At 67.0% G+C, this 12,969-nt stretch carries 13 protein-coding genes; 6 read left to right on the forward strand and 7 right to left on the reverse strand.

Features of this window, described 5'->3' with window-relative positions; genetic code table 11:
* Positions 1 to 12: 12 nt before the first annotated feature.
* Entirely contained in the window at positions 13 to 1,656 is a 1,644-nt protein-coding gene (locus JWQ81_RS17750) for a delta-60 repeat domain-containing protein (protein WP_297542852.1), read from the reverse strand.
* A 49-nt stretch (positions 1,657 to 1,705) separates the two neighbouring features.
* A complete protein-coding gene (locus tag JWQ81_RS17755) occupies positions 1,706 to 2,890 on the reverse strand; it encodes a DUF1972 domain-containing protein (RefSeq protein WP_297542854.1) in 1,185 nt (394 codons plus the stop codon).
* A gap of 292 nt (positions 2,891 to 3,182) precedes the next feature.
* On the opposite strand from JWQ81_RS17755, the gene JWQ81_RS17760 reads away from it, so the two are divergent.
* From JWQ81_RS17760 to JWQ81_RS17780, 5 genes are all read left to right on the forward strand, one after another.
* Complete coding sequence (locus JWQ81_RS17760; protein WP_297542856.1) at positions 3,183 to 4,385, forward strand: O-antigen ligase family protein; 1,203 nt, start codon at positions 3,183 to 3,185, stop codon at positions 4,383 to 4,385.
* Entirely contained in the window at positions 4,382 to 5,524 is a 1,143-nt protein-coding gene (locus tag JWQ81_RS17765) for a glycosyltransferase (protein WP_297542858.1), read from the forward strand. The genes JWQ81_RS17760 and JWQ81_RS17765 overlap by 4 nt, the downstream gene beginning before the upstream one ends.
* A gap of 113 nt (positions 5,525 to 5,637) precedes the next feature.
* The gene (locus JWQ81_RS17770; RefSeq protein WP_297542860.1) at positions 5,638 to 6,162 is read left to right on the forward strand and encodes a hypothetical protein; all 525 of its coding nucleotides are present in this window, start codon (positions 5,638 to 5,640) and stop codon (positions 6,160 to 6,162) included.
* Positions 6,163 to 6,223: 61 nt separating this feature from the next.
* Positions 6,224 to 7,381: an acyl-CoA dehydrogenase family protein gene (locus JWQ81_RS17775; protein WP_297542862.1), complete on the forward strand. Its 1,158-nt coding sequence runs from the start codon at positions 6,224 to 6,226 to the stop codon at positions 7,379 to 7,381.
* Between the two features lie 721 nt (positions 7,382 to 8,102).
* A complete protein-coding gene (locus JWQ81_RS17780) occupies positions 8,103 to 8,795 on the forward strand; it encodes a PAS domain-containing protein (protein WP_297542863.1) in 693 nt (230 codons plus the stop codon).
* A gap of 62 nt (positions 8,796 to 8,857) precedes the next feature.
* Here the strand turns inward: JWQ81_RS17780 and JWQ81_RS17785 are convergent, their stop codons facing one another.
* From JWQ81_RS17785 to JWQ81_RS17805, 5 genes are all read right to left on the reverse strand, one after another.
* Positions 8,858 to 9,091, reverse strand: coding sequence for a three-helix bundle dimerization domain-containing protein (locus tag JWQ81_RS17785; protein WP_297542866.1), 234 nt, complete (start codon positions 9,089 to 9,091; stop codon positions 8,858 to 8,860).
* A gap of 204 nt (positions 9,092 to 9,295) precedes the next feature.
* On the reverse strand, positions 9,296 to 9,607 hold the full coding sequence (locus JWQ81_RS17790; RefSeq protein ID WP_297542868.1) for a DUF3349 domain-containing protein: 312 nt from the start codon (positions 9,605 to 9,607) through the stop codon (positions 9,296 to 9,298).
* 51 nt (positions 9,608 to 9,658) lie between these two features.
* Complete coding sequence (locus JWQ81_RS17795; protein ID WP_297542870.1) at positions 9,659 to 9,916, reverse strand: hypothetical protein; 258 nt, start codon at positions 9,914 to 9,916, stop codon at positions 9,659 to 9,661.
* Positions 9,917 to 9,935: 19 nt separating this feature from the next.
* Entirely contained in the window at positions 9,936 to 11,078 is a 1,143-nt protein-coding gene (locus tag JWQ81_RS17800) for an inorganic phosphate transporter (protein WP_297542871.1), read from the reverse strand.
* 67 nt (positions 11,079 to 11,145) lie between these two features.
* The gene (locus JWQ81_RS17805) at positions 11,146 to 11,598 is read right to left on the reverse strand and encodes a hypothetical protein (protein WP_297542874.1); all 453 of its coding nucleotides are present in this window, start codon (positions 11,596 to 11,598) and stop codon (positions 11,146 to 11,148) included.
* Positions 11,599 to 11,911: 313 nt separating this feature from the next.
* On the opposite strand from JWQ81_RS17805, the gene JWQ81_RS17810 reads away from it, so the two are divergent.
* A complete protein-coding gene (locus tag JWQ81_RS17810; RefSeq protein ID WP_297542876.1) occupies positions 11,912 to 12,700 on the forward strand; it encodes an alpha/beta hydrolase in 789 nt (262 codons plus the stop codon).
* Positions 12,701 to 12,969 lie beyond the last annotated feature (269 nt).

Genomic DNA, 12,969 nt, shown 5'->3' on the forward strand with positions numbered 1-12,969 from the left:
CGCCCAACCGCCTCAGATCGTGGCTTGCGGGGAGCCGATGGCGGCACCGTCGGCGTCGACGGCACGGACGTAGTAAGTGCCACCGGTCACCGAGCGGTCGGTGTAGCTCAGCGTCGGGGTGTTCCACGGACGGGACTGCTGCGACACCGAGTAGATCGGGCCGGACGTGCCGATGCGGAACACCTGGTAGGTGACGGCCGGGTTCTGCGCGTCCCATGTGCTCGTCCAGGTGATCACCGGGTTCCCGGCGTTCTTGGTCAGCACCGGGGCCTTGAACGGGGTCTGCGGCCCGTTGTTGACCGCGCCGGACACGCCGCGGGCGGCGAACCGGGTCAGTCCCTGCTGCGGTTTGCCGTTGACCTCGCTGAACTCACCGCCGACGACGACGTACTGGCTGTTCGAGTCCAGTGCCCACGGCCCGTTCTTCCAGTAGCTGTCCGCCGGTCCGCCGTTGGTGTTCGGGTACCAGGGCAGCATGGTCGGGATGGGATCGCCGGCCTTGACGTGGTTGTAGGTGACCGCCGACGGTCCGGTGGACGCGGCGGTCTCGCCGATCAGCCGGTAGTAGCTGGGGCTCTGGACGAACCCGTCGGTCAGCGCCGAGCAGTCGTGGCTGTGCGAACCGCTGTACAGGATGCCGTTGGTCACCGTGACGGCCTGCGTGTCCCCGTAGCAGCCGTCGTACCATTTCGCGACCCCGCTGGCGATGTCGACGGCAGCGCGGCCTTCGAACCGCGGGTTCGATCCTACGACGAAGTTGTACGCACCCAGGTATGCGGTGCCGTTGCCGTCGGTGACGATGTCGGTCACGACGCTGGTGGTCACCGGCAGCGGGTTCCACGGTTCGATGACGCCGGAGGTGGCGTCGACCGAACCCACCGAGGCGTGGGCGGAACCGTCGAGCTTCTGAAAGTTGCCGCCGATCACTACGCGGCCCTGCGGCAACGCGGCGGTCACCGCGAACACCTCGCCGTCGGCGGTCGGCGCCCACGGCTGCAGCGTGCCGTCCAGGCCGAGCGCCGCGAGCCGGGTGCGGGCGACGCCGTTGACCGAGGTGAATCCGCCACCGACGTAGACGGAGTTCGCGGTGACGGAGATCCCGCGCACGCGGCCGGCCACGGTCGGCTTGAAGTTCGGGTCGAGCGAACCGTCCGCGGTGGAGAACGCGGCCAGCCGGGACCGCCACTGCCCACTGATCTTGTCGAAGTCGCCGCCGACGTAGACCTTCGAGCCGTCGGGTGCCGCCTTGATCCGGAACACCGTGTCGCAGTCGTACGTGTTCGTGCCGACGGTCTTGCAGAACGGGCCGGGGCTGGTCGTCGAGGTGTACGTCGACCCGCTGACGTCGGGAGCCCACGGCAGCAGGGCGCCGGTGGTCAGGTCGAAGGCCAGCAGGTTGTGCCGGTCGACCTCGCCGGCGCCGCCGGGAGCGACCCCGGACGGCCTGGCCTTGGTGAACCGGCCGCCCGCGTAGACGGTGTTGCCGAGGATCGCGACCGAGAAGACGATGCCGTCGACCTGGGGGGTCGGCATTCCGCCCGCGGTCACCGGGGTCGGCAGCGGCGTGGCCGCGAGTGCCGACGCCGGCAGCATCACCGGAAGCGCGACCGCCAGCACCGCGGCGATGACAGACGCCCGCCTGCGGACTCTAGACATGCTTTTTCCTTTGCTCAGTGGGGAATCCGGGAGAAGGGAGAGTGAGGGCCTACCGGCGGTCCAGACCGTCGGCGAAGCTGCGGTTCGGACTGCGGCGGTATTTGAGCCGGACGGCGAGCTTCTCGTACTTGTCGGCGACGTCGTCCCATTCGTAGCGGTCGAGGGACGCGATCTGCGCGTGCCCGCGGCCCTCGGTCGCGCTCGGATTGGCTTCGGCCTCGTCGCAGATCGCGGCGAGGTCCTCCGGCCGGGTGAAGTAGCGGCCGTATTCGCCGAGCACCTCGCGGTTGAAGTTGACGTCGAAGGCGGTGGTCGCCGTCCCGGCCCCCATGGCGCGGAGCAGCGACGGATTGGTCCCGCCGACGGAATGTCCGTGAATGTAGGTGAGCGCGTTCGAATAGAGCTGGTCGAGCAGCCGCTGGTCCCAGACCGACCCGAGCAGCCGGACACGCTGGTCACCGTCCGCGAGCTGCCTGATCGCCGCCGTATAACGGTCGGCATAAGGTGCGGCGCCGACCACGACCAGTGGCCGCCTCGCGCCGCTTCGCAGATAGCCCTCGACCGCGAGGTCGACATGGTTTTCCGGCTCGAACCGCGCGACGACCAGGTGGTAACCGCCCGATTCCAAGCCGAGCCCGGCGAGGCGTTCGGCACCGGAATCGGTGATGATCGGGGCGCCGTAGGGAATGTAATCGGTCGAAACGGAGAATCGCTCCGTGTAGTAGTCCTGGATCCCGGCCGCGTCGGCGATCAGCGCGTCGGACCAGCGCACCGCCAGCGCTTCGGCCGCGCGGTAGTAACGCTGCCCCAAACCGCTCCACTTGGCGCGTTTCCACTCGAGACCGTCGACGTGGGTCACCACCGGAATGCCGCGCAACCGCAGGAACGGCAGCAAAGGCGCGTTCGCGGCGTTGAACACGAAAGCGACATCGGGCCGGTGGAAGTTGGCGTGCACCACCGACAATGCCGTGTGGCTCAGGGTTTCCAGGGTTTTGCGGCGGAGCGCGGGCAAGTGCACCAGTCGCATCCCGAGGTGCTCGGTGGCGTCGGCGTCCAACTCGTATTCGGTGTCGAAACCCGGAGAGCCGTTCCCGTGTGGATCTTCCGCGCGGCGGCAATAGACGGTGACTTGGTGGCCGAGCTTGACCAGGCGCAGGCCGACCTCTTCGACACAGGTTTCGAAGCCGCCATAGCGTGCGGGGACACCGCGCGTGCCGATCATCGCAATGCGCATCGCTCGCCCATCACCTCTGGGGGTCGAAACCGGGGGAATTCACTCGAACAAGCCGGACCGGCTGGCTCCCGTCACCGAAAGCGCAACACCGGCCGACTCTATCGTGTGTCATCCTGGTAATAACGGTGACCAGGTACTTCGTTACATTGTCCGTGGCCGTTCTCGGCCACCTGCTTGCACGCGCCCGAGCAGGAGCAGCGGAGAGGCACCGATGAACCCCGGCGAAACATCACCTGAACAGGCCTTGACCACGAGGTCCAGTCCAGTTGTCCGTTCCGCCGCCTACTGGCCGATGGTGTGCGTTCTCACACTGATCGTCGCCAGCGACTACAAGTTCCGCCTGCGCGCGGACGATCAGGCCGTGTCCGGCAACGCCGATCCGTTCGTCCTCCTCGAAATCGGACTTTACGGCGTTGTCGCCCTCTTCCTGTTCCTCAAGTTCCGTCCGGGCACCGGGATCCGCCGCACGAACGCCATCACCTACCTGGCGTACGCCTACACGGCCGTCCTGGTCTGCTCAGCCTTCTACTCCCCTTACCTGGCGCTCGCGCTCGTTCGGGGCGCCCAGGTGGTCGTGGTCCTCTCGCTGTGCCGGTCGATCGCCCGGCACGCGACCCTGGCCGACATGCACCGGATCGCCCACGGCTTCGCCGGTCTGATGGCCGGTTCGGTGCTCTTCGGGCTGGCCGTGCCGTTCCCGCAGCTGCCGACCCAGATCGGGCGCTTCACCTGGCTCTACGTGCATCCCGTGCAGGCAGGCGAGATGCTGGCGGTCGGGGTCGTCGTGCTCGCGGGTTACGTGGTCACCTACGGGCTCGACAGACCGGGTCCACGCTGGCGGCTGCCGGTTTACCTGGTTCTCCTGGTGATCTGTGGCGGCGGACTGGTCGCGACCCAGACCCGCGGCGCGGTGATCGGGGCCATCGTCGGGGTGTTCGTGGTGGTGTGGACGAGGTGGCGCGGGCAGCGCAAGGTCGAGGCCGGGGTCGTGGTCGCGGTGCTGCTGGTCATCTTCGCGCTGACCAGCTCCTCCGCCATCGAATCGTTCTTCGCGCGGGGCGAGTCCCTCCAGCGACTGTCCACATTGAACTCCCGGACCGACCTCTGGGCCTACGCGTTCAACCTGTTCCCCGAACACCCACTGTATGGTTTCGGGCTGACGGCGTCGCGCGGCCTGTTCCTCGACGCCATCGGCCTCGGCGGCGGGCACAACGCGCTGGTCAACATCCTGATCGACACCGGGCTGGTGGGCGCGCTGATCTGGGCCGCGCTACTGGTGGTGATCCTGCGCTCGGCCAGCAAGCTGGCCAAGAACACCCAGCGCCCCGAGCTTCGAGTCGACCGCGGGATCATCCTCGCGGTGATGCTGTGCCTGCTGGCGGACTCGGTGTTCACCCAGGAGCTCGGCGCTCCGGCGAACGTGGCCTGCACCTGGCTCTTCGTCGTCGTCGCCTGGTTGAACCTGGCCGCACGGCCCGTTGAGAGTGCGCGATGAACGGCGGCACGATCCTGCTCGCCCATGCCTCTTCCGAGCTCTACGGCTCCGACCGCGTCTTCCTCGAGTCCGTGCACGCCGCGATCGCCACCGGCCGTCCGGTCGTCGTCACGCTCCCCCAAGACGGGCCGCTGGTCGCCGAGGTCGGCAAGGCCGGGGCCGAAGTGACGTTCTGCCCGACACCGATCCTGCGCAAGGCCGCGCTGCGTCCGGCAGGGCTGCTCAGACTGGTCGTCGACGCGGTCCGCGCGCTCGGACCGATGATCCGGCTCCTCCGCCGGACGCGGCCGGAGACCGTCTACGTCAACACTGTGACCGTGCCGCTGTGGTTCCCGCTGGCCAGGCTGGCCGGCGCGCAGGTTCTCGCCCACGTGCACGAGGCCGAGGACGCGGTACCCAGGCCCATCCGGTTCGCGCTGGCCGTGCCGTTGCTGGCCGCGCATACGGTGGTGGTCAACAGCCGCGCCACCGGCGCCGTGCTGGGCGCGGCCTTGCCCCGGCTCCGCGCGCGCACCGAACTCGTCTACAACGGCGTTCCGGGCCCGGAGAAGGTGACCGAACACCGTGAAGCCGCTGAGCCACTGCGGATCCTGCTCGTCGGGCGCGTCTCACCACGCAAGGGGACGGACGTCGCCGTCGACGCGCTGGCCGCGCTTCGGCGCGACGGGGTCAAGGCGGAACTCGAGATCGTCGGCTCGATTTTCCCCGGATACGAATGGTTCGAAGCGGACGTGCGCGCCGCGATCGAGGCCGGCGGTCTCGCGGATTCGGTGCGCTTCGCCGGTTTCCACGACGACGTCTGGGGTGCCTACGAACGGGCCGACATCGCGCTGGTGCCCTCACGCGTCGAACCGTTCGGCAACACCGCTGTCGAAGCGCAGCTCGCCGGTGTGCCCGTGATCGTCAGCGATGCGCAGGGGCTGCCCGAAACCGTCGACGGCGGTCGTCGCGGCACGATCGTGCCCGCCGGGGACGCCGCCGCGCTGGCCGACGCGATCCGAAACCTCGCCGGGGATTGGCCTGCCGCGAGACTGCGGGCCGAATTGGCACGCGACGAGGCCGAAGGCAAGTTCTCGGTCGAGCGCTACCGGCAGGAAATCGCCGGCCTACTATCCACCACAGCAAAGCAGGTCACGTGAAGCGCCTACCGCTGCTCGCACTCCCCCTCGTAGTCCTTTTTGGACTTTCAGCTTGTACGACCGGCGGCTCGGCGACTCCGTCGCTTCCGCCCGGCGCCGAGGCCCAACCTGCCATGGGCGCCTGGTCGCCGGCCCAGTCCGGCTTGATCGCGGCGACCGGCGACCCGATGGTCATGCCGAGCACGCCGGGATTCAGCTCTGGGGTGCTCTACGTCAGCCGGGTGTACGTGGACCAGACGCGCGCCGCGCACACCGCTCAGCTCGCGGTCATCACCGCGGGCGAGGGCATCTCCCATGCGTTCATCGGCGTCTACGACCCCGCGGGTGGGCGCCTGCTCGCCTCGACAGCCGACCTTTCGTCCTCGCTGGGTACCGCCGGCGTCCTGCAGGCTCCGCTCACCTCTGAAATGGCCGCGCAGCAGAGGAACAAGGAGCTCTGGCTGGTGCTGCTGATCGGGGGGATGACCAAGTCCCCGACTTTCATCGGCGGCCGGGAGTATGGCTCCAACCTGGGTCTGACCGGCGACTACCGGCTCTGGACCTCGACCGGGAGCACGTTCACGGCGCTGCCCTCGGCCATTCCCCAGCTCAAGGTGCCCGCGCACGGGTCGATCCCGTTCATCGCGGTCGGCCCCTGAGCCTCGGGGCCGCTGAGTCTGGGAACCTGCTGAGTTGGGGTCCCGGCCGTACATTCATGACGTGAGCAAGCTGAGCGACGTCGAACAGGCCATTGTCGACACCGTGCGCGAGTTCGTCGACCGCGAAGTACGGCCGGTGGCCCGGGAGCTAGAACACGCCGATGAGTACCCGGAACAACTCATCGAGCAGATGAAGCGAATGGGCGTCTTCGGGCTGGCGATCCCCGAGCCGTATGGCGATGTCGCCGTGTCGACACCCTGCTATGTGGAGGTGACCGAGCAGCTCGCCCGCGGCTGGATGAGCCTGGCCGGAGCGATGGGCGGGCATACCGTCGTCGCCAAGCTTCTGCTCATGTTCGGTACGGACGCGCAGAAGCAGCGTTATCTCCCCAGGATGGCCACCGGCGAGATCCGCGCGACCATGGCGCTGACCGAACCGTCCGGCGGCTCCGACCTGCAGGCGTTGACCACCACCGCACGCCGCGACGGCAATGGTTACCTGGTCAACGGGGCCAAGACGTGGATCACCAACGCCCGCCGCTCCCAGCTTGTCGCGCTCCTGTGCAAGACCGATCCCCACATCGAGCCGCGTCATGCGGGCATCAGCATCCTGCTCGTCGAACCTGGTGAAGGATTCGTCGTCTCCAAGGACTTGCCGAAACTCGGCTACAAGGGCGTCGAGAGCTGCGAGTTGTCCTTCGACGACTACCGCGCACCGGCGAGCGCGCTGCTCGGCGGTGAAGAGGGCCACGGCTTCGCGCAGATGATGAAAGGCCTTGAGATCGGCCGGATCCAGGTCGCGTCGCGCGCGCTCGGCGTCGGGCGGGCGGCGCTGGACGACTCCTTGCGTTACGCCCAGGAACGCGAGACCTTCGGCAAGCCGATCTGGAAGCACCAGTCGATCGGCAACTACCTCGCCGACATGGCGACCAAGTACACCGCCGCCCGCCAACTCGTCCTCTACGCGGCCGAGCGCTACGACGCCGGCGACCGGTGCGACCTCGAAGCGGGTATGGCGAAGCTGTTCGCGTCCGAAACCGCGATGGAGATCGCCCTGAACGCCGTCCGGGTACACGGCGGCTACGGCTACTCCACGGAGTTCGACGTCGAACGCTACTTCCGCGACGCGCCGCTGATGATCGTCGGCGAAGGCACCAACGAGATCCAACGCAACGTCATCGCCGCCCAACTCGTCGCCCGCGGCGGCGTGACGACTTAGGGCAGAACGGGCGGGACAGGAAGTAAACGAAGGCAATACCATACCCAAGGGTTGCGAACCAACATCACTCCCACTATGGTTTCGGGTAACGAGGATCACAGACGAGCACCGGCTGGGCACGCACCGCAAGGTCCGCCGGATCAGGAGGAAGACGAACCCGAGGATCAGCGAGGCACGACCGGACAGTGACTCTTCCTGCCCCGCCGCGCCATTCCCAGGTTCACACCTTCACTATTTCAACTCCGCGTAACATGCCGGACTTGAAATCTTTTCTATTCGCGCACTTGCGCTGAACACTGCCCCTCAGGCAATTGTTTCACTAACGTGAAATTAACACGCGGACACTCTTGGAGGAGTTCACGTCCAGGTTCAATCCGGACGTGAAACCACATGCGCCGCCCTTGACCCACCAACACTGTGGTCCCGCGCGTCCCACCGGCCCCCACCCCCGCAGATTTCCACACCTGGGCACCATAAGTGCTGGTAGAGACGGGTTTTCCAATACCGAAGGCGGCGGGATCTTCGGGGGTACCGAACCGCACCGAACCCCGCCCCCGGGTACCCGAACCATGCGGCGGGTAACCACAGTATTTGGGTTTGACGTTGGCTTATTGTTGACTTGCTTTGACGTCGTCACCCATAGTGTGAATAAGAAACGAGGCAGTGATTCTCCCGCAATAACGGAAGATCTCCAGCCGGACGAAGAGAGGAATGGTCACCGATGAGTACAGCCACCGTAATCAGCTTGGTCAACCGAACAAGCAGCGCTGTCACGGCACCCAGGCCCGATGGCTTCACCGACGTGTTCCGCTCGTTCTTCGACCGATCGGGGATGTGCCTGGCGAGCCTGGACCCGCGAGGCCGGGTCGTCGAGGCCAACGTGGACTTCTTCCGCCAGTTCGGCCGCTCGCCTTCGGAGGTGTCGGGCCTCAGCTTCTACGACCTGCTGCACCCGAGTGTGCGGGAGCGGGTCGAGCAGCAATTCGCCCGGTTGACCGAAGGCCGGCGCGCACGGTTCGCCGACCCGATGGTCGCGGTTCGCCCCGGCAACTCGGCCTTCACCGCCGAACTGACCGGCATCGCCGTGCACGGGCAGAACGGACAGGTCGAGAGCATCACGGTGCTGGTTCGCCCGGAAAAGTCCGAGAACGACCCGCAACTGCTGACCGGCCGCAAGAAGCTGCTGACCGCGATGGACGCGCGGATCCTCGAAGGTGTCGCCTCCGGCGTCTCCACCGTCCAGCTCGCGGCGACACTGTTCCTCAGTCGCGGTGGCGTGGAGTACCACGTCAGCACGCTGCTGCGGAAGCTGAAGGTGTCGAACCGCCCGGCTCTGGTGTCGAAGGCGTACTCGATGGGCGTCTTCGCGGTCGGCGCGTGGCCGCCGCGGGTCCTGCCCGACTACGTCAAGTAGCCCGACTTTCCCACCATCTCAGGGGACCCCGCGGGGTCCCCTGAGTCGTTTGCCAGGTGCGACTAGGTGAGCTTTCCGGCGGAGTCGGCCAGCGTCGTCCGAACCGCGCGCTCCACGAGAATCGGGACGTACACGTGGATCCGCGCGCCTTCGAACCGCGCCCGCTCGCGCTGGACGAGGTCGTGCACCGAGGACGGGCCGACCTTGTCGTAGTCGTGGGTGAGCCGGCCTTCAAGCTCGGCGAGCTGGGTGTCCAACTGCTCGGACGCCATCGCGTCCATCGTGGGGACCTTCATCAGAGCCACCGTCCGTCCAACGCCTCGTGGTCGTACCTACCGCTCTGCCGACGAGTAGATAGCACTGAGATGAACACAAGGTGAACGACGGCTTGGTGGCGCTCGCGCGCGAGTGACTCGAGGGACGTTTAGTACAGATCATTTGTATCGGGGGACGTTTCGTACACAAGGGCACCGGACCCGCCGTGCGCCGAAGACCCCCGCTTACGCCGAGGTGGCCGGGCGGTCCGGTGCGGCCAGCGGCCAGCCGCCGGCGGCGAGCCTCGCCCGCACGCGGGCGACGTCCACGTCGAGCGGCCGCTCGTGAGTCACGTTGCCGATGGCCTCGCGGACGGCGTGCGCCGAGGCCGAATCGCCGGCACCGACCAGTTCGTCCGCGATCTCGGCGATCTCCGTGTCGGTGAGCTGGCTGGACAGCAGCGCGAACAGGGGAACGTAGTCCTGAGCCGGGACACCCTCGGGATATCCCGCCCGCAGCCAGCCGACGATCGACGCCAACACAGGTGGCAACGCCATGGGATCAAACCCTTCCGCAGTGGAGGTCGGCCGCGCCGGCGCTGACGGCCATCAGCTGCCCTTGACAATGAAGTAGATACCCCAGCCGACAGCGGCCAGTACGACCACGAAACACACCACGGCGGCGGCGACCCCGATCGGGTTGCCCCCGACCATCCGCTCGGAGTCGCCGTTCACGGTGTCGCCACCGCGGCCCGGCAGGCTCAGCGCGCGCAGGCCGACGGCGAACAGAGCCGGCAGGCCCGCACCGGCGATCAACCCGACGACCACGATCCGCCACAAGGCGCTCAGATCAACCCAGGAGTTCACAGCTGGTTCTCCGTCTCGCTCAGACCGTGGCCGGGACCGGCGGCACGACCGTGCCGGTCCACTCGTCGTTGACATTGTCGTGGCTGACCGCGTTCTTGCGCGACCGCAGCCAGATGGTGAGCGCGACCGCGACCAGGAGCGCGAACACCACGATCACGCCGGCGTCGCCGCCGATCACCGCGGCCAGCGCGTAGCTGCCGGCGCCGACCAAACCGGCGGCCGGCAGGGTGAACAGCCAAGCCGTCGCCATGCGCCCGGCGACGCCCCAGCGAACCTCGGCGCCCTTCTTGCCGATGCCGGTACCGAGGATCGAACCGGTCGCGACGTGCGTGGTCGACAGCGAGTAGCCGAAGTGGCTGGACAACAGCACGATCGCCGCCGAGGACGACTCCGCCGCCATGCCCTGCGGCGACTCGATTTCCACCAGCCCCTTGCCGAGCGTGCGGATGACGCGCCAGCCGCCGAGGTAGGTACCCGCGGCGATGGCGATCGCGCAGGTCAGGATCACCCAGAACGGCGCGCTGGCACCGGCGACGAGCGTGCCGTTGGCGATCAGGGCCAGCGTGATGATGCCCATCGTCTTCTGCGCGTCGTTAGTGCCGTGGGCCAGCGAAACCATCGACGCCGACCCGATCTGCCCGATCCGGAAGCCCTTGCTGCGGACACCGTCGGTGACCTTGCGGCTGATCCGGTAGAGCAGGTAGGTGCCGGTCGCGGCAACGAGGCCGGCGATGACCGGCGAGAGCACGGCAGGGATGACGACCTTCTGGATCAGCCCGTGCCACTTGACCGCGCTGCCTCCGGCGGCGGCCAGGGTCGCGCCGACCACTCCGCCGATCAGGGCGTGCGAAGAGCTGGACGGGATACCGAAGAACCAGGTCAGCAGGTTCCAGATGATGCCACCGGCCAAACCGGCGAACACCACCGTCAAGGTCACCAGTTTCGTGTCGACCAGGCCGCTGGCGATCGTCGCGGCGACACTGAGCGAGAGGAACGCACCGACCAGGTTGAGCGCCCCCGAGAGGGCGACCGCCGTTCTCGGCCCCAGCGCGCCGGTCGCGATCGAAGTCGCCATCGCATTGCCGGTGTCGTGGAAGCCATTGGTGAAGTCGAACGCCAACGCCGTCACGACCACCAGAACAAGCAGTACGTCGTTACCCATGGCGACAGTGTCACGATTAAGACGGAAGACGTCGACAGCTCAGAGCCACTGTCTGGTCACATGTCATTCAACGTTCACTCGGTCGTGCCACAGCGGAGACTGCTCCCTGACTGTCCGCAACAGACAGCAGTAGACGGCATTCAGCGGATAAATGGGACCTTGTAGGATATAAGCGGCTCGGGAACCTGGGACGGGCACCTATCCGACTGGTTCGACGCGCGTCCATCAGCACCTCTATTCTTGTTGCCGGGCAAGAGGTTCCGAGCTCAACGACGGCGCCATGGTGTGCGGCGCGCCGCCCTTGCCCTTGGACCAGCTGATTCGGCTGTCGGACCGCGCCGGTCACCAGCAGGAACACCAACGCCATCGGGCTGTGCAGCACGTCGCCGGAGTTGCCCAGCCCGATCACCGTCAGGATCGCCGGCAGCACGAGCATCCGTTTCGCCTCCGCCTGCTCACCCATCATCCGGCGGATCAGGACGAACCCGACAGCGGCGATAATGAACAGAACTTCGAACATGGCTGGCCTCCCGGCTGGTTGCTGTTTCGTTTGACCAGGCCAAGATCAGGTTCGCGGCTGGGAATTCCCTTTTACCTCCACGATTTCTCAACGATCGGGGCCTGACGAACGAGACGAACCCCCGCTCGCCGCGACCGCTGATCCGAGTGTCCGATTCGACCCCCGATCAGTCCCGATCGGTCCCGATCAGTCCCGATCAGTGGGACTCGTGATATTGGCCGCATTGCCTGCCGTGTTGTTGCTTGATCACACCGGTTATATCTTCGGCTTCCTAGGCTCAAGGAAAATCCATGCGAGTTCAGGAGTTCACCCCATGATGGATCGACGCAGGTTCTCCAAACTGGCCGCCGCCGGCGGCGCCGCCACCCTGTTCGCCGCGACCGGCGTGACCTCCGCCGCCTCCGCCGCGACACCTGCGGCACGGCGGAGCCTCCGCAACGTGGTGCTGGTCCACGGCGCCTACGCCGACGGTTCCTGCTGGTCGGACGTCATCCCCGGCCTGCAGGCGGCAGGCGTCACAGTCACCTCCGTGCAGAACCCGCTCACCTCACTCGCCGACGACGCCGCCGCCACCAGGCGCGCGCTCGACCTGCAGACCGGCCCCACTGTCCTGGTAGGACACTCCTACGCCGGATCCGTGATCAGCGAAGTCGGCGATCACCCGAACGTGTCCTCTTTGGTCTATCTGTCCGCCCGCGCGCCCGAAGCCGGCGAAAACTACCCAGCGCTCGCCGCGAAGTTCCCCACTCCGCCCGCCAACGCCGGCCTCGTCTTCACCGCAGGCTTCGGCGGACTCACCGAAGACGCCTTCCTCAACGACTTCGCCAACGGCGTCCCGCGCGCCAGGGCACGAGTCCTCTACGCCGCCCAAGGCCGCGTCGCGCAAACCCTCTTCAGCACCAAGACCACCGCAGCGGCATGGCAGTCGAAGCCGTCCAGGTACCTCATCACCACCGACGACCGCACGACCACACCCGACCTACAGCGGTTCGTCGCCAAGCGAATGAACGCGAAGACCGTCGAAATCAACTCAGGCCACCTCTCCCTGATCACCCACCCACGAACCGTCACCGCCTTCATCCTCGACGCGGTCCGCGCCTAAGCGGGCAGGTCAAAGCTCGTGAGCGTTCCGGCCGGTTCTCAGCGGCCGTGCTGTCTCAGGACTTCGTGAACACATGTGTCCCACGACATCGTGAACAGTTTCTCATACCGGTGTGTCCTGGGTCGGCCCTTGGGCCGGCCCAGGACGTCTCGGGGTGAGGGGTTGGTAGCGGCGGGTGTGGTCGAGGGTGAGGATGCGGGCGAGGGTGTTGTCGATGAGGATGCTGACCCGGTCGCCTTGCCAGTGCAGAACGGCGGTTCGACCGGCCC

It is taken from the genome of Amycolatopsis sp. (assembly GCF_025464955.1).
In the GTDB taxonomy this organism is placed as follows: Bacteria; Actinomycetota; Actinomycetes; order Mycobacteriales; family Pseudonocardiaceae; genus Amycolatopsis.

What these genes read in the sequence shown, in the direction of transcription:
- JWQ81_RS17750 (WP_297542852.1), bottom strand. Translation starts at nt 1,656, where the DNA reads ATGTCTAGAGTCCGCAGGCGGGCGTCTGTCATCGCCGCGGTGCTGGCG.
- JWQ81_RS17755 (WP_297542854.1), bottom strand. Translation starts at nt 2,890, where the DNA reads ATGCGCATTGCGATGATCGGCACGCGCGGTGTCCCCGCACGCTATGGC.
- JWQ81_RS17760 (WP_297542856.1), top strand. Translation starts at nt 3,183, where the DNA reads ATGGTGTGCGTTCTCACACTGATCGTCGCCAGCGACTACAAGTTCCGC.
- JWQ81_RS17765 (WP_297542858.1), top strand. Translation starts at nt 4,382, where the DNA reads ATGAACGGCGGCACGATCCTGCTCGCCCATGCCTCTTCCGAGCTCTAC.
- JWQ81_RS17770 (WP_297542860.1), top strand. Translation starts at nt 5,638, where the DNA reads ATGGGCGCCTGGTCGCCGGCCCAGTCCGGCTTGATCGCGGCGACCGGC.
- JWQ81_RS17780 (WP_297542863.1), top strand. Translation starts at nt 8,103, where the DNA reads ATGAGTACAGCCACCGTAATCAGCTTGGTCAACCGAACAAGCAGCGCT.
- JWQ81_RS17785 (WP_297542866.1), bottom strand. Translation starts at nt 9,091, where the DNA reads ATGAAGGTCCCCACGATGGACGCGATGGCGTCCGAGCAGTTGGACACC.
- JWQ81_RS17790 (WP_297542868.1), bottom strand. Translation starts at nt 9,607, where the DNA reads ATGGCGTTGCCACCTGTGTTGGCGTCGATCGTCGGCTGGCTGCGGGCG.
- JWQ81_RS17800 (WP_297542871.1), bottom strand. Translation starts at nt 11,078, where the DNA reads ATGGGTAACGACGTACTGCTTGTTCTGGTGGTCGTGACGGCGTTGGCG.
- JWQ81_RS17805 (WP_297542874.1), bottom strand. Translation starts at nt 11,598, where the DNA reads ATGTTCGAAGTTCTGTTCATTATCGCCGCTGTCGGGTTCGTCCTGATC.
- JWQ81_RS17810 (WP_297542876.1), top strand. Translation starts at nt 11,912, where the DNA reads ATGATGGATCGACGCAGGTTCTCCAAACTGGCCGCCGCCGGCGGCGCC.